This is a genomic window from Cupriavidus pauculus (assembly GCF_003854935.1).
GTDB classification, from domain to species: Bacteria; Pseudomonadota; Gammaproteobacteria; order Burkholderiales; family Burkholderiaceae; genus Cupriavidus; species Cupriavidus pauculus_C.
Map to the genome: position 1 here is coordinate 1,364,293 of NZ_CP033969.1, position 21,007 is coordinate 1,385,299.

The following is a 21,007-nucleotide window of genomic DNA, read 5'->3' on the forward strand; positions in this document are numbered from 1 at the left end:
GGGGTCGGCCGGGGTCAGGCGGCCTTGCGCGGCGCGTCGGTGATGGCCGACTCGGTCTTGCGCTCGCCGCCCAGGGCGTCGGTCAGGTCGGTCAGCAGGCCGGCCAGTTCACCGGCCATCAGCGCGAAGTCGGCGTCGAAGCGCTCGTCCTCGTCGTGCAGCGTGGCGTCGGCCTGTTCCTTGATCACGTCCAGCGGATTCACGCGCTTGACGGCCAGGGCGTCGGTCAGCACGAAGGACACGCGGTCGTTCCACGTCATCGCCAGGCGCGTGCAGCGCTTGCCGGCGGCGATGTGGCGGCGCAGGTCCTCCGGGTCGAGCGGATGGCGGACGTAGCGCACGGTGGCCTTGCTCTCGCTGCTCGACTGCAGCTCGATCTCCTGGTCGACCGTAAAGCCGGCCGGGGCGGTATCGGTGGCCAGCCACTCGGTCATGGCGGCCACCGGCGACAGGTTGACCTGCAGGCCGACCACCGGCAGCGGGTCCAGCGCCTTGAACAGCATGCCGCGTACCTCGTCCGCCTTGGCGGTGCCGGCCGCGTCGATGGCAAGCCAGCCGTTCACGGGATCGATCCAGACGCGCGTGTCGCGGCGGATGCTGAAGGCGCGGGGGAGCAGTTCCTCGGTGACCTGCTCCTTCAGTTCCTTGAGCTGCTTGCGGCCGGGCTTGAAGCCCTGCTGCTCCTCGATCTCGGCGGCACGGGCCTTGGTGACCTGGTTGACCACGGTGGCGGGCAGCAGCTTCTTCTCGGTGCGCAGCACCAGCAGCATCTGGCGGTTCACGCAGTGCACGAGCTGGCCGTTGTCGCGCGGCGATGCCCAGCCCTGGGTTTGCATCTCAAGGCTGGTGCCGGGGTAGAACGCATGCTTGGCCAGGCTGGCCTCGACGTCTTCGGCGGAAAGCGTCCACGGGGCGGAGAAACGATGAATCTGGAGATTCTTGAACCACATGAGAATTCGGCCTCGCGTACGGTTGGAATTGGCAAGGCACGCATTCTAACGGCTCGGGCGGCAGGTGGGCGGCCAAGAAAAAATGGCGTCCCGGATGCGGCATCGGAATGCCGCACCCGGGACGCCATGTGGCGGTGGCCGGCGCGGTGGCCGGCCCGGCCGTCAGATGTCGAGCTTCGAGATCTTCGTGCCTTCCAGGCTCAGGCCGGCCATCACGCCGGCGTTGGTCATGGCAAAGCCGATGATCGGCTGCTGGGCCGTGTTGGTATCGATCTGGCCGTTCGCGCCGATGGTGGCCAGAGCCACCGTGGCGTCGGCGCCGACCTGCCAGCCGCTGCTGCGCACGAACTTGTCGTAGGCTTCCTGCGTCATGAACATCAGCACGAAGGCCTTGGACTGGGCGCCGATCTGCCAGCCGATGGAGCCGGAAATGGCACGGTAGTAGCCACGGTTGGCGCCGCCCGAACGCAGCACGCCGTCGCCATACTCGCCCCCGACGATAAAGCCGGCGGACAGCAGTTTCGGGAAAATCAGGATGCCCTTGGCTTTGGCGCCAAGGTCGCGCGCACCGCTGGCCGTCGCATACAGACGGTTCAGCGTATCGGTGGCGCCAGTATCGATCTCGCGACGCTTGGACGCGCTATCGCCAGAGTCCTTGGGACCGGTCACGCTGCAGCCCGTCAGCGACAGCGCGCCCAAAGAAAGACCAGTAAGGCCGACAAGCCCAGCACTGCCGGCGGACAGGAAGGTTCGACGTTTCATTATTTCCTCCAGGAGGGGGTCATGTGTTGCAACCGCCTCTACAGCATAGGCGGACAAGCCACATCCGCAAATGCGATTTTGTCTGACAAGGGGGGGAGGGGGCTCTGACATGACATAGTCATACTTTCTTGCAAAATCAGGGAACCGCGACAGGAACCCCGCTTGCCAAGCCCGGTCTTTGGTGCATGCCAACGCCAACCGCCCCCATGACGATCTCCACCCGCTCCAACATTTCTGGTATTTCTTCCGCCGCCCCGACCGTCGGGCATGCTGCGTCGCAGCGTCCCCGTCGATGGGTGCGCCTTGGTGCCGCCGTAACGCCGCTGGTGGCCCTGTTGCTGGCGGCCTGCGGCTCGGCCCCGACTGTCGAGTCGCCCGAGGCCAAGCAGGAAGTGGCCCAGATGAATTCAGGTTGGCAGGCCGAGCGCGCCAAGTACATGGATTGCGTCCAGGACAAGGCCAGCGACGGCGCCAAGGGCAAGGGCACGTCCAAGGACGTGGCCGCCGGTGCCATCGACGCGTGCAAGGATCAGCTGAAGGTCATGCACGACGCCTTCCAGTCGTACCTTTCCGCCCAGATGAGTAGCGCCCACGGCCAGAACAGCGCCCGCCAGGCGGCCGACCGCGTGACCACCGACACGCGCGAAAAGGCGCGTACCTATCTGACGCGCTACGTCGAGGTCGAGCGCTACAAGGCCGGCCAGCGCTGACCCCGCGGATCCCGCTGATCCCCCCTGATCCCCTGATCCATTACAGCATCGCCAGCGGCTGCGCGTGGCGCGGCGGCGGGAACAGCGCGTCCAGTTCGTCCAGTTGCTCGGGAGTCAGCGTGATTTCCAGCGCCCGGACGTTCTCGCGCAACCGGTCCCGCTGGCTGGTCTTCGGGATGGCGATGATGTCGTCGGTCCGCAGCAGCCACGCCAGCGCGGCCTGGGCCGGCGTCATGCCGTGCCGCTCGGCAAAGCGCCGCAGGCCGGCGTTGCGTAACAGCCGGGCCTGCTCGATGGGCGAGTAGGCCATCACCGGCACGTTGCGTTCGCGCAACCATGGCAGCAGGTCGAACTCGATGCCGCGCCGGCTCAGGTTGTAGAGCAACTGGTTGACGGCCACGGCGTCGCCGCCGGGCACGTCGCAAAAAGCTTCCATATCGTCGAGGTCGAGGTTGCTGACGCCGAAATACCGTATCTTGCCGGCGGCCTGCAGCGCCTGGAACGCCTCGATCGTCTCCTCGAACGGTACGTCGCCGCGCCAGTGCAGCAGGTACAGGTCCAGCCGGTCGGTGCCCAGTCGGCGCAGGCTGCGCTCGCACGCGGCCACGGCGCCCTTGCGGCTGGCGTTGTGCGGATAGACCTTGCTGACCAGGAACGCCTCGTCGCGACGGCCGGCCAGCGCCTCGCCGATCAGCGATTCCGACAAGCCCTCGCCATACATCTCGGCCGTGTCCACCAGCCGCAGGCCCAGGTCCAGGCCCATCCGGAGCGTGGCGATCTCCTCTGCGCGCGTGCCGCGGTCGTCGCCCATGTTCCAGGTGCCCATGCCCAGCGCGGGAACGCGCTCGCCGCCGGGTAGCGTGACTTGCTTCATGCGATGCCTCCGGTATCGGGAAATCCGCCCTCCACACTAGTTAACATCGCTGCGCGGCACAAGCACGCCGCCCGCACGGCACTTTTGACCGGGGCGATGGAATGGCCGGCGCCCCGGCCGCCTGCTCAACGGTGCTGGTGCCGGTACTCCTGCGTCCGGCCGCCATAGCCGTAGGCCGCCGCGCGCGCGTCGATGACGTGGATATACGAGACCTCGTTCACGTCGCCAATCAGCTCGGACAGCGCCGCGAACGCCTGCCGCAGGTAGTCGGCTTTCTCGGCCTTGGTGTTCGTCTCGTCGGTCACGCTGATATCGAGCTGGAACGCGTTGCGACCCGTCTCACGCGCCGACAGCGGCTGGCCGCCGATGAACCACTGCTCGCGCGGGATGAACGTCACGGTCGTGGCGATGACTGGCGCTTCCTTGCCCAGCACGCGCTGGGTCAGTTCGCCCACCGTGGCAACGGCGCGGCGCATCAGGTCGGTATCGGGCTGGCCGGAAATCTGCAGGGAAACGTGGGGCATGACGGGCTCCTTTCGGGTGGATGGATGCGCGTTGCCGCTGCGCCCGTTGGCGGGCTCTGGCGGCTGCGGTAACGCTATCGTAGGCGTCTCCTTGCCATCGGAAAAGCGGGAATATACGATTGCATGTATCGGGTAATCCGAAACATCGGAAAGGCAGGCGGCGATCATGCGTGGATTCGAGACAGACCAGCTCCGGACGTTCGTGGCGGTGGCGGAAAGCGGCAGCCTGTCGGCGGCGGCGCCGCGCCTTTTCCTGTCGCAATCGTCGGTCAGCGAGCAGTTGCGCAAGCTGGAGGCGCGCGCCGGCGTGCCGCTGCTGACGCGCGGCAAGCGGGGCGCCGCGCTGACGCCGGCGGGGGCGCGGCTGCTGGACTACGCGCGGCGCATCCTGTCGCTGAACGAGCAGGCCATGGCCGAACTGCGCGGCCAGACGCTGGATGGTGAGCTGCGGCTGGCCGTGACCGACTACTTCCGCCCCGGCGAGATTGCCGGCATGCTGCGCCGGCTGCGCGACCGCTATCCCTATCTGAAACTGCACGTCACGGTGATGAAGAGCGCCGCCATCGAGGCGGCGGCCGACTTGGACACGTTCGACATCGGCCTGAGCATGCGGCTGATCGGCGCGCGCGGCCCGGAGGCCCGGCGCGAGGGCGCGGCGCGCGGCGGCACGGTGCTGCGGCGCGAGGCGCTGGCGTGGGTGGCGGCGCCCGAGATTGCGCAGGCGCCGCAGCCCACGCTGCCGCTGGTGCTGCTGCCCGACTCGTGCTCGCTGCACCAGTTCGTGGTGCAGTTGCTGATGCGCCGCCGGCGCGAGTTCGACATCGCTCATTCGGCGTCGGGGGTGGCCGGGCTGCATCTGGCGCTGGCGGCCGGGCTCGGTGTGTCGTGCCTGAACACGTCGGCCATCGGGCCCGGCGTGATGCCGGTGGACGCCGCCGACGCGAGCGGCTGGAAGCTGCCGGCGCTGCCGTCGGTCGAGTTCTATCTACTGGCCCCGCGGCGCGGGGAGGGCGAGTTCATCGAACAGGCCAGGCAGGCGCTGGCCGAGCAGTTCGGCTGAAGCGGCGACGCCCAACAAAAAGGCCCGCATGGAGCGGGCCGTCTGCCAGTGCCTGGGCAAGCCGGGTGCGGTGGCTTACTCGGACGTCATGTTGGCGTTCTTGGCGATGCGGCCCAGCCGTTCGCGCTCGGTCTTGATGAAAGTCACAAAGCTCTCGACCGAACCGCCGGCCGGCTCGATGCCGTTCTGGATCAGCCGGTCGCGGATCTCGGGATTCTGCATCCCGGCCGTCAACTCGGCGTTGAGCTTCTTGATGATCGCCGGGTCGGTGCCCTTGGGCGCGAAGATGCCGGCCCAATGGCCAATGCGCACCTCGGGCAGACCCTGCTCGGCCGTGGTCGGGATGTTCGGTGCCGCCGGCATCTTCTTGTCCCAGGTGGCACCCAGCGCCTTGAGCTTGCCCGCCTTGATCTGGGGCAAGACCACGATCGACGCCTCCGACGTTGCCGCCACCTGTCCACCAATCACCGCGGTAATGCTTTCCGACCCGCTCTTGTAGGGCACCACGGTGAGCTGGGCACCCTTTTCCTTAAGCATTTCTTCGACGAAGTGCGGCGTGCTGCCGCTGCCGGCCGTGGCAAACGGCACGCCACCCTGCTTCTTCGAGTACTCGACCAGTTCCTTGACGTTGTTCACCGGCAGCGACGGCGACGCCACGATCACCGACGGGCTGACCGCGATCAGGCCGACCGGCACGAGGTCGTCCGGCTGGTACGGCATCTTGGTGCGGATCAGGCTGTTGGTGACGGTGCCCACGGCGCCCACCAGGAACGTGTAGCCGTCGGGCTTGCTCTTGGCCACGTAGTCGGCGCCGACAATGCCGCCGGCACCGGGACGGTTCTCGATCACCACCGGCTGGCCGATGCGCTTGCTCACCGCCTCGGCGCCGGCCCGCGCCACGAGGTCGTTGGCGCCGCCGGCCGTGAACGGCACGACGAACTTGATCACATGGTTGGGCCAGGCGTCTGCGGCGTGGGCGGTGGTGGCCACCAGCGAGACGGCGGCAAGCGCCAGGGCCAGGGTGCGGCGGCGCGGGGAAAAGCGCAGGGGGGAATGCATGATCGGTCTCCAGTCTTTGTCGTAGCCCATTCGGGGCTTTTGATCTTACCGATCGAACCTGTCAGTTGGCTGTAGGACGGCGTGGCTTGCGGCCGACCTGCCGGGGGGCGGCAGGGGCGGGAAAGTCGGGACGGAGGCGCGGCCGGGTGGGCAGGGAAAGGAAGCGGGCAGCGGGGCGGCAGCGGCCCCGCTCCCGCGCGGCGTCACGGCTGGCGCACCCAGGTCTGGGTCCGGCCGATCAGGCTGATGCCGATGAAGCCGCGCACGTTGAGCTTCTTGCCGTCGTCGGCCATCGACATCTTGCACTTGTAGAGCTTGCCGGTCTCCGGGTCCAGGATCTCGCCACCGGTCCACTCGTTGTCGCCCGTCTTGCGCAGCCCGGTCAGCAGCGTCATGCCGATGATGGGCTGGTCCTTGCGCGCGTCGTTGCATTTGTCGCACACCTTGGGCGGACCTTCGGACGGCACCAGGCTCTTCACGAGCTTGCCGCTGTACACGCCGTCCTTCTCCGAGATCTCGATCACGCCGCGCGGCTTGCCGGTGGCGTCGTCGATCGTGTGCCAGGTGCCGGCCGGCGTCGACTGCGCCATGGCGAAGGTGCTGGCGGTGAACGCCGCGGCAAACAGCGCGGCGCGGGCGGTGGTGCGAAGCAGGGCGCGGGGGGCGGTCATGCGCATGAAAGTCTCCAGGTTCAGTGTTTCCGCGACGGCGGATTCGCCAGGTCGCGGCGCGGGTGGTGTCGGCTGTACGGCGGCGGACGCCTCTGCAGGTCTGACGTGCAAGCCGTACAAGGCGAGCAGGATATCCGCACGCGGCCCGGATGGTTGCACGGGCCGGTGCTGCACCGATGCCCACCGGTCGGCGTCTTTGCCGCGCGACGCCAATCTACTGGCGCCGCCCGGACACCGCAACGGCCAACATCCGTTTGCGTACGCACCAGAGCGTAGCGCAAGGGCGGCGCGCATCGCCCGCCAGCCGGCGCCTGGCGTGGATTTTGTCCTGCAGCAACACGCCCGCGCGGGGCCCACCCGAGGCATTCCTCTAGCCGGCTAAAACGGTGGCGTTGCGGTGGCGTCGCGGCGCCGCCGGAGGTGGTCGGCATGTCGGCGCGCGCGTCCGCCGATGCATTGGTGAGAACCCGAATGCCATCGCAAGACACGGTCGACGAAGCGCGCGATGCGCGTGGTGGGTCGACAGGCGATCCGGTGCGCGCGGCGCGTGCGTCGACACATCGTTGTGCATGCCATCGATGTCCAAACGCGGATGCAAACACGTGTCGCAGCGACCGACCGTTGCGTGCGCGCATCACTCTTTCGTCGTACTCGCGCAACTGTCGTGTCGATGCACGCGCGGTCAGTCGACGCGATGCGCGGTGGCATCGCGCGCGTGCCGATCGGTGGTCGATGCGGAAGCGCGTCGGACACGTTGGGGCGCCGATGGACGCGCGTGCCGCAGCCACGCGCAGCGACGCGGCAGCGCATCGCGCGCGTGATCGTACGCAGGCCGGAAAGCCACTGTTCATGCGGCTTTCGAGACAGCGCGCGGGTATGCGGATGGTGGTGGCGAGCGGGTGCGATGCGGTACCCGAGCGGTCGTCCGACGATGCGTGCGCGACGTGCGCGCGCACCGCGCGAGACAGTGTGCGACGCCGTCGAACGCGATCGAAACTCACGCGCTTCGGAACTTCGATCGACGCGTGAGAGTCGTCATCAGAGAAGGTGTCGATGGTGTCGTCATCGAAGCGCGCGCGTGAAGTAGATCGATTCGATCTTGCGCGCAAGTTTTTTTGCACTTTTTTCTTAACATCATCGAACAAACGAATTATGATTCGCCTTGACAAGAGTCTCACTTCATTGCATCGACGTGATTCGACGAAGCGGGCGTCGCAAGAAGGCAAGCAAGAAGCAACGATGACGCGACGCTTCGGCGCAGTGAATGCGGGTAGCCAGGGAGCACCAGAACTTTGACGCAGACCGGGCCGATCAGGCTTCTTACAACGCGTGCAGTCTCCTGTGGCCCAGTGACGGGATGGGCGAGCTACCCCCGTAGGATTGCCGTCTGCAGTGCGCGAGGCCAAGCCCGTGCTGCAGGCAAGCTGACCGATATCTCCTCTTATCAGGCAGCGCGTCGCCACGATGGACGGCGCGGGCCAATCGAATATTCCAGGGCACGGCATGCCCCGGAGACCCGCCTGGACGCTGGCGTTGCAGCCCGCGCGCGGATCTTGCGCTGCCGTGAAGACACCGTGCCGCGCCATGCGGGTCGCGGCCGGTGCCCTGTCACCGAATTCATTAGCGTGCGGTTGACGAAGTGTCGTGCGCCGATGAATCGCTCGCTCGGTTGGGGCCAGGCAGGAACGCGCCTCGGGCCGGTCGGGTCGTCCATTTAGGTCATTCGATATTTCACGTTAGTGAAGGAGTTATCCATGGCAACTGCTGCAAAGAAAAAGCCGGCGGCCAAGAAGGCTGCCAAGCCCGCCGCCAAGAAGGCCGCTGTGAAGAAGGTCGCCGCCAAGAAGGCAGCGCCGGCCGCCAAGAAGGCTGCAACCAAGAAGGTCGCAACCAAGAAGGTCGCCGCCAAGAAGGTCGCCGCCAAGAAGCCGGCAGCCAAGAAGGCCGCTGTGAAGAAGGTTGCAGCCAAGAAGGTCGCCACCAAGAAGGTAGCCGCCAAGAAGGCAGCACCGGCCAAGAAGGCCGCGGTGAAGAAGGTTGCCGCCAAGAAGGTTGCAACCAAGAAGGTCGCCGCCAAGAAGGCAGCACCGGCCAAGAAGGCCGCAGTGAAGAAGGTTGCCGCCAAGAAGGCCGCACCGGCCAAGAAGGCTGCTGCCAAGAAGGCTGCGCCGGCCAAGAAGGCTGCTGCTGCGAAGAAGCCGGCCGCCAAGAAGGCCGCTGCCAAGAAGCCGGCTGCCAAGAAGGCTGCCAAGCCTGCCGCGGCCCCTGCCGTTGCTCCCGCTGCTGCTGCACCGGCCAAGACCACGCTGAACCCGGCCGCGGCCTGGCCGTTCCCGACGGGCAACCGTCCGTAATCGCCTCGCCTCGTGCGAGCGGTCACCACAGGGAATCGCCAGAGCACGCATCGCGTGCCACATTGACCGGATACGCGGTATCCGGTCAGCAAGACAGCAAGTCTTGCCAACCCGCCGATGGCCTCCGTGCCCGGCGGGTTTTTTCATGCCCGCGCGCTGGCGACTCCCCAAAAGCAAAACGCCGCGGCCCGAAGGCACGCGGCGTTGCAGCATGGCAGCCGTGTAATGTTGTCAGTGCGAGACGCGCGTCACGCCGCCCGACGACAGCAGCCGCACCCGGTCGCCAGGGCGGAACACCTCGTCGGCCTCCTGGGTGATGGCGCGCAGGTCGCCGTCTTCGAGCTGCACCGTGATCTCCAGGCCGCGCCGCTGGGTGATGCGGTTCTCGGCCGCGCTGCCGGCAATGCCGCCCAGCACCGCGCCAAGCAGGCCCGCCGCCACCGATCCGCCACCGCTGCCGATGGTGCTGCCCGCCGCCACGCCGCCCAGCGCGCCGCCGGCGATGGTACCGGCGCCCGTGGTACCGCCCTGGATCATGACCTCGCGCACGCCCTGCACCACGCCGTAGCGCACCGTCTGCTCGCGGTTGGCCTGGCCGGGCGCGTAGACGCTGCCGGAGTTCGAGTAATTGGCGCAGCCGCCGACCAGTGCTGCCGCGGCCAGTACCGCCGCGCCGCCGAATCGAAGTATCTGATGCATGGCAACTCCCGTCTGTTGGCCGCGCCATTCGTCCTCACCCGGTGCGCGCGGTGCACCGTTCCATCTTACGCGTATTGGTAGCCGAATGCCGACGCGAACCGGCTGGCGATCTCGTCGTGCGAAATCCAGTGATTCTGGGGGCCCTGCTGGGCGATCTTGAGCGCGCCCATCAGCGACGCCAGCCGGCCCGTGGTTTCCCAGTCCATGCCCTGCTCGATGCCGTGCAGCAGGCCGCCCCGGAAGGCGTCGCCGCAGCCGGTGGGGTCCACCACGCGCTCGGCCTGCACGGCCGGGATGGCGTACTGCTGGCCGTCGGCGAAGATCGTGGCGCCGCGTTCGCCGTGCGTCACGATGAACGCGCGGACCTTGGCGGCCACGTCGGCACTGGTCCACGCGGTGCGCGACAGCATGACCTGCGCTTCGTAGTCATTGACCGTCACGTAACTGGCGAGTTCAACGAACCGGCGCAGGTCCTCGCCGTTGAACAGCGGCATGGCCTGGCCCAGGTCGAAGATGAACGGGATGCCGGCCTCGGCGAACTGCCGCGCATGGTGCAGCATGCCCTCGCGGCTGTCCGGCGCGACGATGCCCAGCGCCGGGCGCGTGCCGGCCGCCAGCACGTCCTGCACGGCATTGAGCTGCGACTGGCCCATGGCGCCCGGGTGGAAAGCCGTGATCTGGTTGTTGTCCAGGTCGGTCGTGATCATCGCCTGCGCGGTGAACGTGTCCGGCAGCGTACGGATATGCCCGGTGCCGATACCCAGATCGCGCAGATGCTGCAGGTACGGTCCGGCGTCCTGGCCCACCGTCGCCATCACCACCGGTTCGCCGCCCAGCATCTTCAGCGTGTAGGCGATGTTGCCGGCGCAGCCGCCGAACTCGCGCCGCATGCCGGGCACCAGGAACGAGACGTTCAGCATCTGGATCTGGTCCGGAAGGATGTGTTCACGGAACCGTCCGTCGAACGTCATGATGGTGTCGTAGGCGACGGAGCCGCAGATCAGGCTGGACATCTTTTCTCCAAGCGTTCCGGCCCAGGGATGACGGGCAGAAACAGATACGTTAAATAATTCCGCCCGTGCATGACGGGCGGAGGCGCTTCGCAAATCGTGTGCTACCGCACAGATTATTTCAGTGCGGCCAGCGCGGCGTCGTAATCAGGCTCCTGCTTGATCTCGGGCACGAGCTGGCTGTACTTGACGGCGTCGTTCTCGTCCACGACCACCACGGCACGTGCGCACACGCCGGCCAGCGGGCCCGACTTGATGTCCACGCCGTAGGCGTTCTTGAAATCGGCGCCGCGCATGGTCGACAGCGTCACCACGTTGGCCAGGCCCTCGGCCGTGCAGAAGCGGCCCATCGCGAACGGCAGGTCGGCCGAGATCGTCAGCACCACGGTGTTGTCGAGGCTGCTGGCGGCCTCGTTGAACTTGCGTGCCGACGCCTGGCACACGGGCGTGTCCAGGCTGGGCACGATGTTCAGGACCTTGCGCTTGCCGGCGAAGTCGGCCAGCGTCACGTCCTTGAGGTCCTTGCCGACCAGCGAGAAGGCCGGGGCCTTGTCGCCAGCCTGGGGAAACTTGCCGCCAACTTCGATGGCGTTGCCGCCGAGGGTCACGTTGCTCATGGTTGCTCCTGTCAGGAAGGTACGGCCCGCCGGTCCGGTGCATTGCCGGCCGGCGTGGCGGGGGGCGATGAATTCAGGGATAGAAGATCAGCACGCGGTAGTTCGCCGCGGCCTGCTGCGTCCGGAATCGTACCCGAACCGGCAGCTCGCTGCCCGCGCGCAGGCCCGAGGTGGCAAAGCCGCGCTGGGCCGGCTCCAGGTACTCGCCCGGCTGCAGCACGCGGCGCAGCAGCAGCTGGTCCTGCAGGTCGGTCATCACGAGTTCGATGGCGGGCAGGGCCGTGGTGGCGCGGCCCTGGTTGCGCAGCGTGACGGCCAACTGGTAGACGTCGGCGCCTTCGTCCTGCTTCTGCAACTGCGAGCTGTCGATGCGCAGCGCCTCCAGGTCGCGCCACGGCGGCACGGCGCAGCCGAACGGCGCGCAGGCCGCTTCGAGTACCGGCCGCAGCACCGGCACGCTGCCGGCAATCTGGCTACGCGCCAGAAAGACACCCTGGACCAGGATACCCAGCCCCAGCACCATGGCCGCCGCGCGGATCCACGTGCGCTGGCTGCCGGGCACCGTCACCTTGGGGCGCGGCGCGCGCGCCTGTTCGCGCTCGCGGGTGTGGCGCAGGAAATCGGGCGCGAAGACCGGGCCGGCGCTGGCTGCCGGTTCGTCCCGGCGCAGCCAGCGGCGCGTGGTGGTCTCGCGCGCCACGCTGCTGGGTGTGTCGTCGCGCGGCGTCACGCCGAGGTCGTGTTCGATGACGTCGCGGGCCTGCGCGGCCCAGGCTTCCGCCTCGGGGTCGGCCGGGTCCGCGCTGCGCAGGAAGCCGCTGGCGCTGGGCACCGGGTCGGCCGGCGTGGCGGGTTCGGGCGGCAGTTCCGCGACAGGATCAGGTGCAACGACGCCGGGTTCGGCCGCTTCCACCGGGGCCGGCACTTCGGGTTCCGGTGTGCCGTGGTCGGCGGGATGGGAGGTCGGGCCTTCGGACGGTCGCAGCGGCGGCCAGCTTGCCTTGGCGCTATAGGCGCCGTACGGCGGCAGGCCCGAGGGGCGCGTCGATGCAAACGCAGCGGCGGGATCGAGCGACGAGTGCGGCGCCGGCGCGGCGGCCGTCGGCGCCGGGCGGGGCGGGGCGTCGTCGAACGCGGCGTGGTCGAGCGTCGGCCACGGGACGGGCGGCTCGGTCAGCGGCGTTTCGGCGGGTTCGGGCGATGGGTCGGCTTCCGGGGCGGTTTGCGGTGCGGCCTCGTCCGGCAGCACGGCGTCGGTCTCGGCAGCCTCGTCGAAATGCGCGGCGGCCTCTTCAGGTACCGCATCGGCCACCGCGCCCGGCTCGGCGGGTTCGGGTTCAGGTGACCGTTCAGGCGCCACTTCCGGGGGCACTTCCGGCGCCACGCCGACCACTTCCTCGGCTTCCGCCTCGGACATCATCGTCGTCGGCGAATCCAGCGCCGGCACCTCGTAACCTGGATCGAAGCCGGGATCGAACGGCGCGTCGGCCTCGCGGGCGCGCGCCGCCGCCTGCGCCTGCTCGGCGTGGGCCAGCGCGGCGGCCATCGACACGGACGAGGAGGGCGGCGCGGCCGCCGGCGTACCGGTGGGGACGCTGCTGGCAGCCCCAGCGGCGCCGCTACCGCCCGGCGTGGGCACCTCGATCAGGTGTTCGCGCGCATCAAAGACGGTGTCGCACTGGCCGCAGCGGACCAGGCCCTGGCGCAGCCGCAACTGGTCCGCCACCAGCCGGAACGCGGTGCGGCAGGCCGGACAGCGCGTGACGAGCTTGGCAGCGGCCATGGTCGGGAATCAGGATTGGTTGGGGGATGCCGCGGCCGGGCGCGTGCCGTGCAGGCACACCCAGCCTTCCTCGCTGCGCCAGACCGACATGGCGATCCACGGCGCGTAGGCCGCCGCCACCTCGTCGGCCTGCCGTTCGAGCACGCCGGACAGGATCAGCCGGCCGCCCGGACGCACGCGCGCGGTCAGCATCGCGGCCATCAGCTTGAGCGGGTTGGAAAGAATGTTGGCCACCACCAGATCGTGGGTGGCCTCGGACACCGCCTCGGGCAGCGCGAAGGTCGCCGCCACGCGGTTGCGCTCGGCGTTGTAGCGCGATGCCTCCACGGCATTCGGATCAATGTCGATGCCGACCGTGTCGCCGGCGCCGAGCTTCTTGGCCACGATGGCCAGGATGCCCGAGCCGCAGCCGTAGTCCAGCACCGTCTCGCCGGCCCGCACGTTCTGTTCGAGCCACTGCATGCACAGCCGCGTGGTCGGATGGCTGCCCGTGCCGAAAGCCAGGCCCGGATCAAGCTCCAGGATCACGGCGTCGGGGTCGGGCGCGTCGTGCCACGACGGCACCACCCAGATGCGCTCGCCCACGCGGATCGGCTCGAACTGTGACTGCGTCAGCCGCACCCAGTCCTGGTCGGCTACCGGGCGCAGCGTGTAGTCGGGCACCGGGTCGATGCCCAGCGTGTTGGCGGCGGCCGTCACCACCAGCGCGGGATCGGTCTCGTCGTCGAACAGCGCCACCACGCGGGACCGGTTCCACGCCAGCCGCGTCGGCTCCAGCCCGGGCTCCCCGAACAGCGGCTGCTCGTCAGGCGTGTCGGCGTCGGCGTCTTCCACCGATACCGACAGCGCGCCGAGGTCGAACAGTGCATCGGACCAGGCTTCCGCCTGATCCTGCGCAATTTCGATCACACATTCCTGGAAAGCCACGGGGTTCCTTTGCTGCAAGCCGGCCGCTGGGCCCCGCCTCAGGCTTTCTCGCCGTGGGCGTTGGCCTTCTGGGCCAGGCGGTGTTCAAGATAATGGATGCTGGTGCCGCCTTCCACGAAGTTGGCGTCGAGCATCAGGTCGCGGTGCAGCGGCACGTTGGTCAGGATGCCGTCCACCACCATCTCCGACAGCGCGATGCGCATGCGGGCGATGGCCTGGTCGCGCGTGGCGCCGTACGTGATGATCTTGCCGATCATCGAGTCGTAGTTGGGCGGCACGAAGTAGCCATCATACGCGTGCGAGTCCACGCGGACACCGGGGCCGCCGGGCATGTGCCAGGCGGTGATGCGGCCCGGCGACGGCGTGAACTTGAACGGGTCCTCGGCGTTGATGCGGCACTCGATGGCGTGGCCGCGCAGTTCCACGTCCTTCTGGCGGAAGCGCAGCTTCTCGCCAAAGGCGATGCGGATCTGCTCCTGCACGATGTCGATGCCGGTGATCATCTCGGTCACCGGATGCTCCACCTGCACGCGGGTGTTCATCTCGATGAAGTAGAACTCGTTGTTCTCGTACAGGAACTCGAACGTGCCGGCGCCCCGGTAGCCGATCTTCTTGCATGCATCGGCGCAGCGGTCGCCGATACGCTCGATCAGGCGGCGCGGAATGTGCGGCGCGGGCGCTTCCTCGATCACCTTCTGGTGGCGGCGCTGCATCGAGCAGTCGCGCTCGCCCAGCCAGATGGCCTGCTTGTGCTGGTCGGCCAGGATCTGGATTTCCACATGGCGCGGGTTCTCAAGGAACTTCTCCATGTAGACCTCGGGGTTGCCGAAGGCACGGCCCGCTTCCTCGCGCGTCATGTTGACGGCGTTGATCAGCGCGGCCTCGGTGTGCACCACGCGCATGCCGCGGCCACCGCCGCCGCCGGCGGCCTTGATGATCACGGGATAGCCCACGCGGCGCGCGGTGGCCAGGATTTCCTTGGGGTCGTCGGGCAGTGCGCCGTCCGAGCCCGGCACGCACGGCACGCCGGACTTGATCATCGCCTGCTTGGCCGACACCTTGTCGCCCATCAGGCGGATGCTGTCGGACGTCGGGCCGATGAACACGAAGCCGGATTTCTCCACGCGCTCGGCAAAGTCGGCGTTCTCCGACAGGAAGCCGTAGCCCGGGTGGATGGCCTGGGCGTCGGTGACTTCGGCGGCCGAGATGATGGCCGGCATGTTCAGGTACGACAGCGGCGAGGGGGCCGGGCCGATGCAGACGGCTTCGTCGGCCAGCTTTACGTACTTGGCTTCCTTGTCGGCCTCCGAGTACACCACCACGGTCTTGATGCCCAGCTCGCGGCAGGCGCGCTGGATGCGAAGGGCGATCTCGCCGCGGTTCGCGATCAGAATTTTTTCAAACATGGTCTCTCTCTGCGAGAACAGGGGCGGGCCCGCGCACGCCGGAATGGCGCGCCGGGCCAACGCTTGGCGGCAGGGCCACGGGCCGCTGTGCCGCGTCAGCCGGCGGCTGGCTTCAGCCGATCACGAACAGCGGCTGGCCGTACTCCACGGCCTGGCCGTTTTCGACGAGGATTTCCTTGATCACGCCGGCCTTGTCGCACTCGATCTCGTTGAGCAGCTTCATGGCTTCGATGATGCAGACGGTCTGGCCTTCCTTGACGGTGTCGCCCACGTTCACGAACGGGGCGGCGCCCGGCGACGGGGCGCGGTAGAACGTGCCGACCATCGGCGACGTGACGATGTGGCCGGCCGGCAGTTGCGGGGCGGCGTCGGCGGGGGCGGCAGCCGGCGCGGCGGCTGCCGGTGCGGCGCCAGCCATGGGCAGGGCCTGGAGCTGGGGCACGGCAACCGGGGCGGCCACGACCTGCGGGGGTTGCTTGACGATGCGAACCTTGCCGTCGCCCTCGGTCACTTCGAGCTCCGAAATGCCGGATTCGGCCACCAGGTCGATCAGCGTCTTCAGCTTGCGCAGGTCCATCTTCTTATCCTCCAGAATCGGGTTGTCCGGTCACCTTCGGGTCAGGGAAGGGGACGGCGGCGGTCAGTCATTGATGTTGGCCCGCCTCGCCAGGCGCGACAGGCCGCGGTTGTCTCGGTTGCCTACCAGGTCGGGCTAGCTGCCCGGGGCGTCCTGCTCCTGCGCCAGCGCGTAGTCCAGGGCCAGCAGGTAACCCCGCCAGCCCAGCCCGCAGATCACCCCGATCGCCTGATCGGAGAAATACGAGTGATGGCGGAACGGCTCGCGGCGATGCACGTTGGACAGGTGCACCTCGACGAACGGAATCGCCACGCCGGCCAGGGCGTCCCGCAGGGCCACGCTGGTATGCGTGAACGCCGCGGGATTGATGATCACGAAGTCCACCCCTTCGGTACGGGCGGCCTGGACGCGATCCACGAGGGCGCCCTCGTGGTTGGACTGGAAGGTCTGCAGGTCGACCCCGGCCGCGGCGGCATGTTTGGCCAGCGCGGCGTCGATATCGGCCAGCGTGGTATGCCCATACACCTGCGGCTCGCGGGTCCCGAGCAAATTGAGGTTCGGACCATGCAGAACCAGCACTTTGCGATAGCGGGCGGCGCGGCTGACGGTGGGGGTAGACGACACGGCGACTCGACCAGTTCAACGAAATTGCGCGGAGATTACCGTAGCTTAGAGGGATTTGTCTAGCACGCGATACAAGGCCGAAGTCGTCTCCAAGGCATATGAGACGCGCCTCACGCCTTACGGATCACATTTTCCGAAAACCATCGAATCTGGCGGCCCATCCATCGTCACTTCTGCGTCATTTAGAGGCAGAAGCGCGCAGTTACGGGAAATTTCCCGCGCAGCTGGCAGCCCGGCCCGTCAGGCGCCCGGCAACTCCTTGCGCAGTTCGTCGGCGTGGACACGGCCCATCTTGCGGTACTTCACGTCGCCGTCGGGCGTGATGACCACCGTGTAGGGCAGCCCGCCCTGGGCGTTGCCGAAACTCTTGGCCAGTTCGGTGCCGGCGAACCCGGCCACGGCCAGCGGATACTTCACGGGGACTTTCTTGAGAAATTCCTGAATGTTGCCGGCCGAATCGATGCCGATGCCGATGAATTCGACATTGCGCTGCGCGTATTCGCCGTGCAGCGCGGTCAGCTCCGGCATTTCCTCGACGCACGGGCCGCACCACGGCGCCCAGAAGTTCACGACCAGCGTCTTGCCGCGATACCTGGACAGGTCCAGCTCCGCGCCGCTTGGGTCGGGCATCCTGGCCTGGAACAGCGATTCGACGGCCTGGTCCGATGCCGGCTTGGGCGCCATGGCAAAGTGGGCAGCCACGGCGCCGGCCACCGCGGCCAGCAGGGCGACGACGATCCAGAGGACCAGGGACGAGCGGCGGGCCGGCTTGGCGTCGGGGGTGGAAGCGGTCATGTTCGGGGCGGAAGAAGACAGTTCTATATAGATAGGGGCGGCGGCTGGTCGGGCGCGCCGGCCGCCTCGTCCATCAGCTCGCGGACGGCGTCGATGTCGGCCCGGGCCACGCGGCCGCTGGCGTCGGCGCGCGCCGCGCCCCGTTCGTCGACGGCATCATACAGCGCGATGTGGACCCCCACCGGGGCGCCCAGCATATCGCGCACCTCGCCGGCCAGCAGGCGCGCCTCGCGGCCGGCCGGCCACTGGCCGCGCCACAGGAAACTGAGCGTCTCCACGTCGCCCCGGCCCGCGAAGTGCCGGCTCTCGCTGGTCTCGAAATCCACGCCGGCGTTGATCAGGTGCAGCGCCACGTCCTTTGGGCTGTCGCAGAAGCACTGGATATAGACGTCGGAATGCTCGGTGGCCGTGCCGTTGAGCACGGCGCCGACCAGATAGGGGCGGAAGCCGCCCAGATCTTCCATGGCCAGCACGGCCAGTTGCCGCAGCAGGGCCAGGATGCGCGGCTGGTGCTCGCCCTGGAACAGCGCCTGGTAGGCGCGCACTTCTTCCTCGATCAGTTCGTTGTCGGGCAGCCATTCGCCGGCCACGCGGACGTCGCCCAGCAACTGGCGGGCGGCCTTGCGCTTGGCGGTGGCGTAGTCGGCGCCGTCTTCGGCAATCATGCGCGCCGCGGCCTGGGCAATTTCCTCGCGCAGGCGGGCGGGGTCGGAGGGGGTACGTCGGGACATGGGTCGATGATACCCGCACGGCCAGGGCCCGGCATGCGGCACAGGCGCGCGGCGGGACTGGCGCCGCGCCGGCAGCGGGTCGGGAACCGGACGCATGCGGGTACAATCAGACCCTTCACTTCTGCGCCGCCGGCCCGTCCGCGCGGCCCAACGCATTCCCACGCATTCCCGAAGCTCCCATGCATATTCACATCCTTGGCATCTGCGGTACGTTCATGGGGGGCCTCGCGGTCCTGGCGCGGCAGGCGGGCCACCGGGTCACCGGCTGCGACGCCAACGTCTACCCGCCGATGAGCACCCAGCTGGAAGCCCAGGGCATCGACCTGATCGAGGGCTTCGACCCGCAGCAGCTATCGCTGAACCCCGACCTGTACGTGATCGGCAACGTGGTGTCGCGCGGCAATCCGCTGATGGAAGCCATCCTGGACCGCAACCTGCCGTACGTGTCCGGCCCGCAATGGCTGGGCGAGCACGTGCTGAACGGCAAGTGGACGCTGGCCGTGGCCGGCACGCACGGCAAGACCACCACCACGTCGATGCTGGCCTGGGTGCTGCAGGACGCCGGCTACAACCCCGGCTTCCTGGTCGGCGGCGTGCCGCAGAACTTTGGTATCTCGGCGCGGCTGACAGAATCGGACTTCTTTGTCATCGAGGCCGACGAATACGACACCGCGTTCTTCGACAAGCGCAGCAAGTTCGTGCACTACCGTCCGCGCACGGCCATTCTGAACAACCTTGAATACGATCACGCCGACATCTTCCCCGATCTGGCCGCGATCGAGACCCAATTCCATCATCTGGTGCGCACGGTGCCCGGTCAGGGCCGGCTCGTCGTGAACGGGCTGGAGCCCGCGCTGGCGCGCGTGCTGGAACGCGGGTGCTGGAGCGAGGTGGAGCAGTTCGGCATGGGCGACTGGCGCGAAGGCGACGCCCGCACCGAGGCGCCGGCCGGCAAGGACGCGTTCGACGTGTACTTCCAGGAGGCGCTGCAGGGCACCGTGGTCTGGGACCTGCAGGGCACGCACAACCGCATGAACGCGATTGCCGCCATCGCGGCCGCCCGCCACGTGGGCGTGCCGCCGGCGCAGGCCATCGAGTCGCTGGGCCGCTTTGCCAACGTCAAGCGCCGCATGGAAGTGCGCGGCGTGGCCAGCGGCGTGACGGTCTATGACGATTTCGCGCACCATCCGACGGCCATCCAGACCACGCTCGACGGCCTGCGCCGCCGCGTGGGCGACGCCCGCATCCTCGCCGTGCTGGAGCCGCGCTCGAACACGATGAAGCTGGGCGTGATGGCGGCCCAACTGCCGGCCAGCCTGGAAGCGGCCGATCTGGTGTTCGGCTACGGCGCGCCGTCCGGCAAGGACGCGCTGGGCTGGAACCTGGGCGACGCGCTGGCGCCCATCGGCGACAAGGCCGCCGCGTTCCAGGACCTGGGCGAACTGGTGCAGGCCGTGACCGCCGCCGCCCGCCCCGGCGACCACGTGCTGGTGATGAGCAACGGCGGCTTCGGCGGCATCCACCAGAAGCTGCTGGACGCCATCGGCGCCAAGGGCTGACGGCCGCCGGCCACTTTCACACAGGGAATCCCATGCTGCTGTACCTGCACGGCTTCCGTTCCTCGCCGCAGTCGATGAAGTCGCGGCTCGTGCAGGAACGGATGCGCGCCTGGGGGCTGGAGAAGTATTTCGCCTGCCCGATGCTCAATGTGTCGCCGTCCCAGGCGATTGCCCAGGCCGAGGCGGCCATCCGGGGCGCCCAGGCCGGCGGCGAGACCGACATCGCCATCGTCGGCTCGTCGCTGGGTGGCTTCTACGCGCGCTGGCTGGCCGAGCGCCACGGCTGCCGCGCCGTGCTGCTGAATCCGGCCATCCATCCCTGGACCGACCTTGAGAAATATCTTGGCGAGCAGCCGCTGTACCACGGCGGCGGCTCGGTCGAGGTCAAGCGCGAACATCTGGACGAACTGCTGGCGCTGCGCGTGGATACCATCACGCGCCCGGAGCGCTATTTCCTGCTGGCGACCACCGGCGACGAGGTGCTGGACTACCGCGAGATGGTCGCGGCGTGCCCCGGCGCCCAGATCCGCGTGATCGAGGGCAGCGACCACGGCATCAGCGAATTCGACGCCTACGTCGACGAAGTGCTCGCCTTCTGCGGCTATCGGCCCGACGGACGCCAGCCAGCCCGCCCGGCATGACGGCGGCGGTTCCCGGCCAGAATGGCCCGAGCGGCCTGCGCGCCGCGTGGCACGCCCACCTGCCGTACGACGCCGCCATCCCGCTGAACCAGCGCCGCTGGATTGCCGGGGAGGGCTCGCTGACGGCCCGGCTGATGTCGGCGTCCAGCCGGTTCCGCGTGACGCGGATCAACCAGTCGCCACGGCCGCCGTTTGCCGACGAATGGCGCGCGCTGGGCCTGATTCGGCCCGTGCCGGCCATCACGCGCGAAGTGCTGCTGATCTGCGACGACGTGCCCGCGGTCTTTGCGCACACGATTGTCGATCCGTACCGCGCGCGACGCGACTGGCCGTTTCTGCGCGGGCTGGGCAACCGGCCGCTGGGCGGCGCGCTGTTTGTCGATCCGCGCGTGCGGCGCGAGCCGTTCCAGTTCGCGCGGCTGACCGTCCATCACCCGCTGCGCCAGGCGCTGCAGCGGGTGCTGCCGGCGTTTGCATCGGTGCCGATGCTGCCCGCGCGGCGCTCGGTGTTCCGGCGCGGCGGCGGCGCCATGCTTGTGACCGAGGTCTTCCTGCCAGACCTGCTCACGCGGGCGGCGCCGCCCAACATCGGCGCCGGTGGCACCCGGCTGCCCCGCCGGATCGACACCCACCACAAGGAAGCGAGACCCGCATGAAACTGGAAGGACGGGTCG

Annotated in this window: 22 protein-coding genes; 6 read left to right on the forward strand and 16 right to left on the reverse strand. The window is 68.3% G+C overall.

What is annotated here, in order from left to right; genetic code table 11:
* Window positions 1-14: 14 nt before the first annotated feature.
* Together EHF44_RS07965 and EHF44_RS07970 are read right to left on the reverse strand one after the other, a co-directional pair.
* Entirely contained in the window at window positions 15-950 is a 936-nt protein-coding gene (locus EHF44_RS07965; RefSeq protein WP_124683243.1) for a recombination-associated protein RdgC, read from the reverse strand.
* A gap of 162 nt (window positions 951-1,112) precedes the next feature.
* The gene (locus tag EHF44_RS07970; RefSeq protein WP_124683244.1) at window positions 1,113-1,712 is read right to left on the reverse strand and encodes a BPSL1445 family SYLF domain-containing lipoprotein; all 600 of its coding nucleotides are present in this window, start codon (window positions 1,710-1,712) and stop codon (window positions 1,113-1,115) included.
* 206 nt (window positions 1,713-1,918) lie between these two features.
* Here EHF44_RS07970 and EHF44_RS07975 point away from each other — a divergent pair, with 206 nt between their 5' ends.
* The gene (locus EHF44_RS07975) at window positions 1,919-2,422 is read left to right on the forward strand and encodes a hypothetical protein (protein ID WP_253699997.1); all 504 of its coding nucleotides are present in this window, start codon (window positions 1,919-1,921) and stop codon (window positions 2,420-2,422) included.
* Window positions 2,423-2,462: 40 nt separating this feature from the next.
* Here the strand turns inward: EHF44_RS07975 and EHF44_RS07980 are convergent, their stop codons facing one another.
* Together EHF44_RS07980 and EHF44_RS07985 are read right to left on the reverse strand one after the other, a co-directional pair.
* Entirely contained in the window at window positions 2,463-3,296 is an 834-nt protein-coding gene (locus tag EHF44_RS07980) for an aldo/keto reductase (RefSeq protein ID WP_124683245.1), read from the reverse strand.
* Window positions 3,297-3,421: 125 nt separating this feature from the next.
* Window positions 3,422-3,820 carry a tautomerase family protein gene (locus EHF44_RS07985; RefSeq protein ID WP_124683246.1) on the reverse strand — a complete coding sequence of 133 codons (399 nt, stop codon included), beginning with the start codon at window positions 3,818-3,820 and terminating at the stop codon, window positions 3,422-3,424.
* Window positions 3,821-3,986: 166 nt separating this feature from the next.
* On the opposite strand from EHF44_RS07985, the gene EHF44_RS07990 reads away from it, so the two are divergent.
* Window positions 3,987-4,880 carry a LysR family transcriptional regulator gene (locus EHF44_RS07990; RefSeq protein WP_124683247.1) on the forward strand — a complete coding sequence of 298 codons (894 nt, stop codon included), beginning with the start codon at window positions 3,987-3,989 and terminating at the stop codon, window positions 4,878-4,880.
* Between the two features lie 75 nt (window positions 4,881-4,955).
* On the opposite strand, the gene EHF44_RS07995 is transcribed toward EHF44_RS07990, so the two are convergent.
* Window positions 4,956-5,939: a Bug family tripartite tricarboxylate transporter substrate binding protein gene (locus EHF44_RS07995; RefSeq protein ID WP_437340320.1), complete on the reverse strand. Its 984-nt coding sequence runs from the start codon at window positions 5,937-5,939 to the stop codon at window positions 4,956-4,958.
* A gap of 203 nt (window positions 5,940-6,142) precedes the next feature.
* On the reverse strand, window positions 6,143-6,616 hold the full coding sequence (locus EHF44_RS08000; protein WP_124683248.1) for a DUF2147 domain-containing protein: 474 nt from the start codon (window positions 6,614-6,616) through the stop codon (window positions 6,143-6,145).
* Window positions 6,617-8,364: 1,748 nt separating this feature from the next.
* On the opposite strand from EHF44_RS08000, the gene EHF44_RS08010 reads away from it, so the two are divergent.
* Entirely contained in the window at window positions 8,365-8,964 is a 600-nt protein-coding gene (locus tag EHF44_RS08010; protein WP_124683249.1) for a histone H1-like DNA-binding protein, read from the forward strand.
* A 231-nt stretch (window positions 8,965-9,195) separates the two neighbouring features.
* Here the strand turns inward: EHF44_RS08010 and EHF44_RS08015 are convergent, their stop codons facing one another.
* From EHF44_RS08015 to EHF44_RS08060, 10 genes are all read right to left on the reverse strand, one after another.
* A complete protein-coding gene (locus tag EHF44_RS08015; RefSeq protein ID WP_124683250.1) occupies window positions 9,196-9,663 on the reverse strand; it encodes a hypothetical protein in 468 nt (155 codons plus the stop codon).
* Between the two features lie 65 nt (window positions 9,664-9,728).
* Window positions 9,729-10,676: a carbohydrate kinase family protein gene (locus tag EHF44_RS08020; RefSeq protein ID WP_124683251.1), complete on the reverse strand. Its 948-nt coding sequence runs from the start codon at window positions 10,674-10,676 to the stop codon at window positions 9,729-9,731.
* Window positions 10,677-10,789: 113 nt separating this feature from the next.
* A complete protein-coding gene (gene tpx, locus EHF44_RS08025; protein ID WP_124683252.1) occupies window positions 10,790-11,290 on the reverse strand; it encodes a thiol peroxidase in 501 nt (166 codons plus the stop codon).
* Window positions 11,291-11,363: 73 nt separating this feature from the next.
* The gene (locus tag EHF44_RS08030) at window positions 11,364-13,073 is read right to left on the reverse strand and encodes a DUF3426 domain-containing protein (RefSeq protein ID WP_124683253.1); all 1,710 of its coding nucleotides are present in this window, start codon (window positions 13,071-13,073) and stop codon (window positions 11,364-11,366) included.
* Window positions 13,074-13,082: 9 nt separating this feature from the next.
* Window positions 13,083-14,000: a 50S ribosomal protein L11 methyltransferase gene (gene prmA, locus EHF44_RS08035; RefSeq protein WP_124683254.1), complete on the reverse strand. Its 918-nt coding sequence runs from the start codon at window positions 13,998-14,000 to the stop codon at window positions 13,083-13,085.
* A 38-nt stretch (window positions 14,001-14,038) separates the two neighbouring features.
* Entirely contained in the window at window positions 14,039-15,406 is a 1,368-nt protein-coding gene (gene accC, locus EHF44_RS08040) for an acetyl-CoA carboxylase biotin carboxylase subunit (RefSeq protein ID WP_124683255.1), read from the reverse strand.
* Window positions 15,407-15,518: 112 nt separating this feature from the next.
* Window positions 15,519-15,983 (reverse strand): acetyl-CoA carboxylase biotin carboxyl carrier protein, encoded by a 465-nt coding sequence (gene accB / locus EHF44_RS08045; protein WP_124683256.1) that lies wholly within the window; start codon window positions 15,981-15,983, stop codon window positions 15,519-15,521.
* Window positions 15,984-16,118: 135 nt separating this feature from the next.
* On the reverse strand, window positions 16,119-16,607 hold the full coding sequence (gene aroQ, locus EHF44_RS08050) for a type II 3-dehydroquinate dehydratase (RefSeq protein WP_124683257.1): 489 nt from the start codon (window positions 16,605-16,607) through the stop codon (window positions 16,119-16,121).
* Window positions 16,608-16,847: 240 nt separating this feature from the next.
* Window positions 16,848-17,402, reverse strand: a complete 555-nt coding sequence (locus tag EHF44_RS08055; protein WP_124683258.1) for a TlpA family protein disulfide reductase — start codon at window positions 17,400-17,402, stop codon at window positions 16,848-16,850.
* A gap of 23 nt (window positions 17,403-17,425) precedes the next feature.
* A complete protein-coding gene (locus tag EHF44_RS08060; RefSeq protein ID WP_124683259.1) occupies window positions 17,426-18,133 on the reverse strand; it encodes a UDP-N-acetylmuramate--alanine ligase in 708 nt (235 codons plus the stop codon).
* A 179-nt stretch (window positions 18,134-18,312) separates the two neighbouring features.
* On the opposite strand from EHF44_RS08060, the gene mpl reads away from it, so the two are divergent.
* From mpl to EHF44_RS08075, 3 genes are read left to right on the forward strand one after another with little or no spacing between them, the layout of a single operon-like run.
* Window positions 18,313-19,692, forward strand: coding sequence for a UDP-N-acetylmuramate:L-alanyl-gamma-D-glutamyl-meso-diaminopimelate ligase (gene mpl / locus EHF44_RS08065; RefSeq protein WP_124683260.1), 1,380 nt, complete (start codon window positions 18,313-18,315; stop codon window positions 19,690-19,692).
* A gap of 32 nt (window positions 19,693-19,724) precedes the next feature.
* Entirely contained in the window at window positions 19,725-20,333 is a 609-nt protein-coding gene (locus EHF44_RS08070) for a YqiA/YcfP family alpha/beta fold hydrolase (RefSeq protein WP_124683261.1), read from the forward strand.
* Window positions 20,330-20,989: a chorismate--pyruvate lyase family protein gene (locus EHF44_RS08075; RefSeq protein ID WP_124683262.1), complete on the forward strand. Its 660-nt coding sequence runs from the start codon at window positions 20,330-20,332 to the stop codon at window positions 20,987-20,989. Before EHF44_RS08070 ends, EHF44_RS08075 begins: the two co-directional genes overlap by 4 nt.
* Window positions 20,990-21,007: the final 18 nt, after the last annotated feature.

Coding starts and splice junctions, on each gene's coding strand:
- EHF44_RS07965 (WP_124683243.1), bottom strand. CDS start 950: ATGTGGTTCAAGAATCTCCAGATTCATCGTTTCTCCGCCCCGTGGACG.
- EHF44_RS07970 (WP_124683244.1), bottom strand. CDS start 1,712: ATGAAACGTCGAACCTTCCTGTCCGCCGGCAGTGCTGGGCTTGTCGGC.
- EHF44_RS07975 (WP_253699997.1), top strand. CDS start 1,919: ATGACGATCTCCACCCGCTCCAACATTTCTGGTATTTCTTCCGCCGCC.
- EHF44_RS07980 (WP_124683245.1), bottom strand. CDS start 3,296: ATGAAGCAAGTCACGCTACCCGGCGGCGAGCGCGTTCCCGCGCTGGGC.
- EHF44_RS07985 (WP_124683246.1), bottom strand. CDS start 3,820: ATGCCCCACGTTTCCCTGCAGATTTCCGGCCAGCCCGATACCGACCTG.
- EHF44_RS07990 (WP_124683247.1), top strand. CDS start 3,987: ATGCGTGGATTCGAGACAGACCAGCTCCGGACGTTCGTGGCGGTGGCG.
- EHF44_RS07995 (WP_437340320.1), bottom strand. CDS start 5,939: ATGCATTCCCCCCTGCGCTTTTCCCCGCGCCGCCGCACCCTGGCCCTG.
- EHF44_RS08000 (WP_124683248.1), bottom strand. CDS start 6,616: ATGCGCATGACCGCCCCCCGCGCCCTGCTTCGCACCACCGCCCGCGCC.
- EHF44_RS08010 (WP_124683249.1), top strand. CDS start 8,365: ATGGCAACTGCTGCAAAGAAAAAGCCGGCGGCCAAGAAGGCTGCCAAG.
- EHF44_RS08015 (WP_124683250.1), bottom strand. CDS start 9,663: ATGCATCAGATACTTCGATTCGGCGGCGCGGCGGTACTGGCCGCGGCA.
- EHF44_RS08020 (WP_124683251.1), bottom strand. CDS start 10,676: ATGTCCAGCCTGATCTGCGGCTCCGTCGCCTACGACACCATCATGACG.
- tpx (WP_124683252.1), bottom strand. CDS start 11,290: ATGAGCAACGTGACCCTCGGCGGCAACGCCATCGAAGTTGGCGGCAAG.
- EHF44_RS08030 (WP_124683253.1), bottom strand. CDS start 13,073: ATGGCCGCTGCCAAGCTCGTCACGCGCTGTCCGGCCTGCCGCACCGCG.
- accC (WP_124683255.1), bottom strand. CDS start 15,406: ATGTTTGAAAAAATTCTGATCGCGAACCGCGGCGAGATCGCCCTTCGC.
- accB (WP_124683256.1), bottom strand. CDS start 15,983: ATGGACCTGCGCAAGCTGAAGACGCTGATCGACCTGGTGGCCGAATCC.
- EHF44_RS08055 (WP_124683258.1), bottom strand. CDS start 17,402: ATGACCGCTTCCACCCCCGACGCCAAGCCGGCCCGCCGCTCGTCCCTG.
- EHF44_RS08060 (WP_124683259.1), bottom strand. CDS start 18,133: ATGTCCCGACGTACCCCCTCCGACCCCGCCCGCCTGCGCGAGGAAATT.
- mpl (WP_124683260.1), top strand. CDS start 18,313: ATGCATATTCACATCCTTGGCATCTGCGGTACGTTCATGGGGGGCCTC.
- EHF44_RS08070 (WP_124683261.1), top strand. CDS start 19,725: ATGCTGCTGTACCTGCACGGCTTCCGTTCCTCGCCGCAGTCGATGAAG.
- EHF44_RS08075 (WP_124683262.1), top strand. CDS start 20,330: ATGACGGCGGCGGTTCCCGGCCAGAATGGCCCGAGCGGCCTGCGCGCC.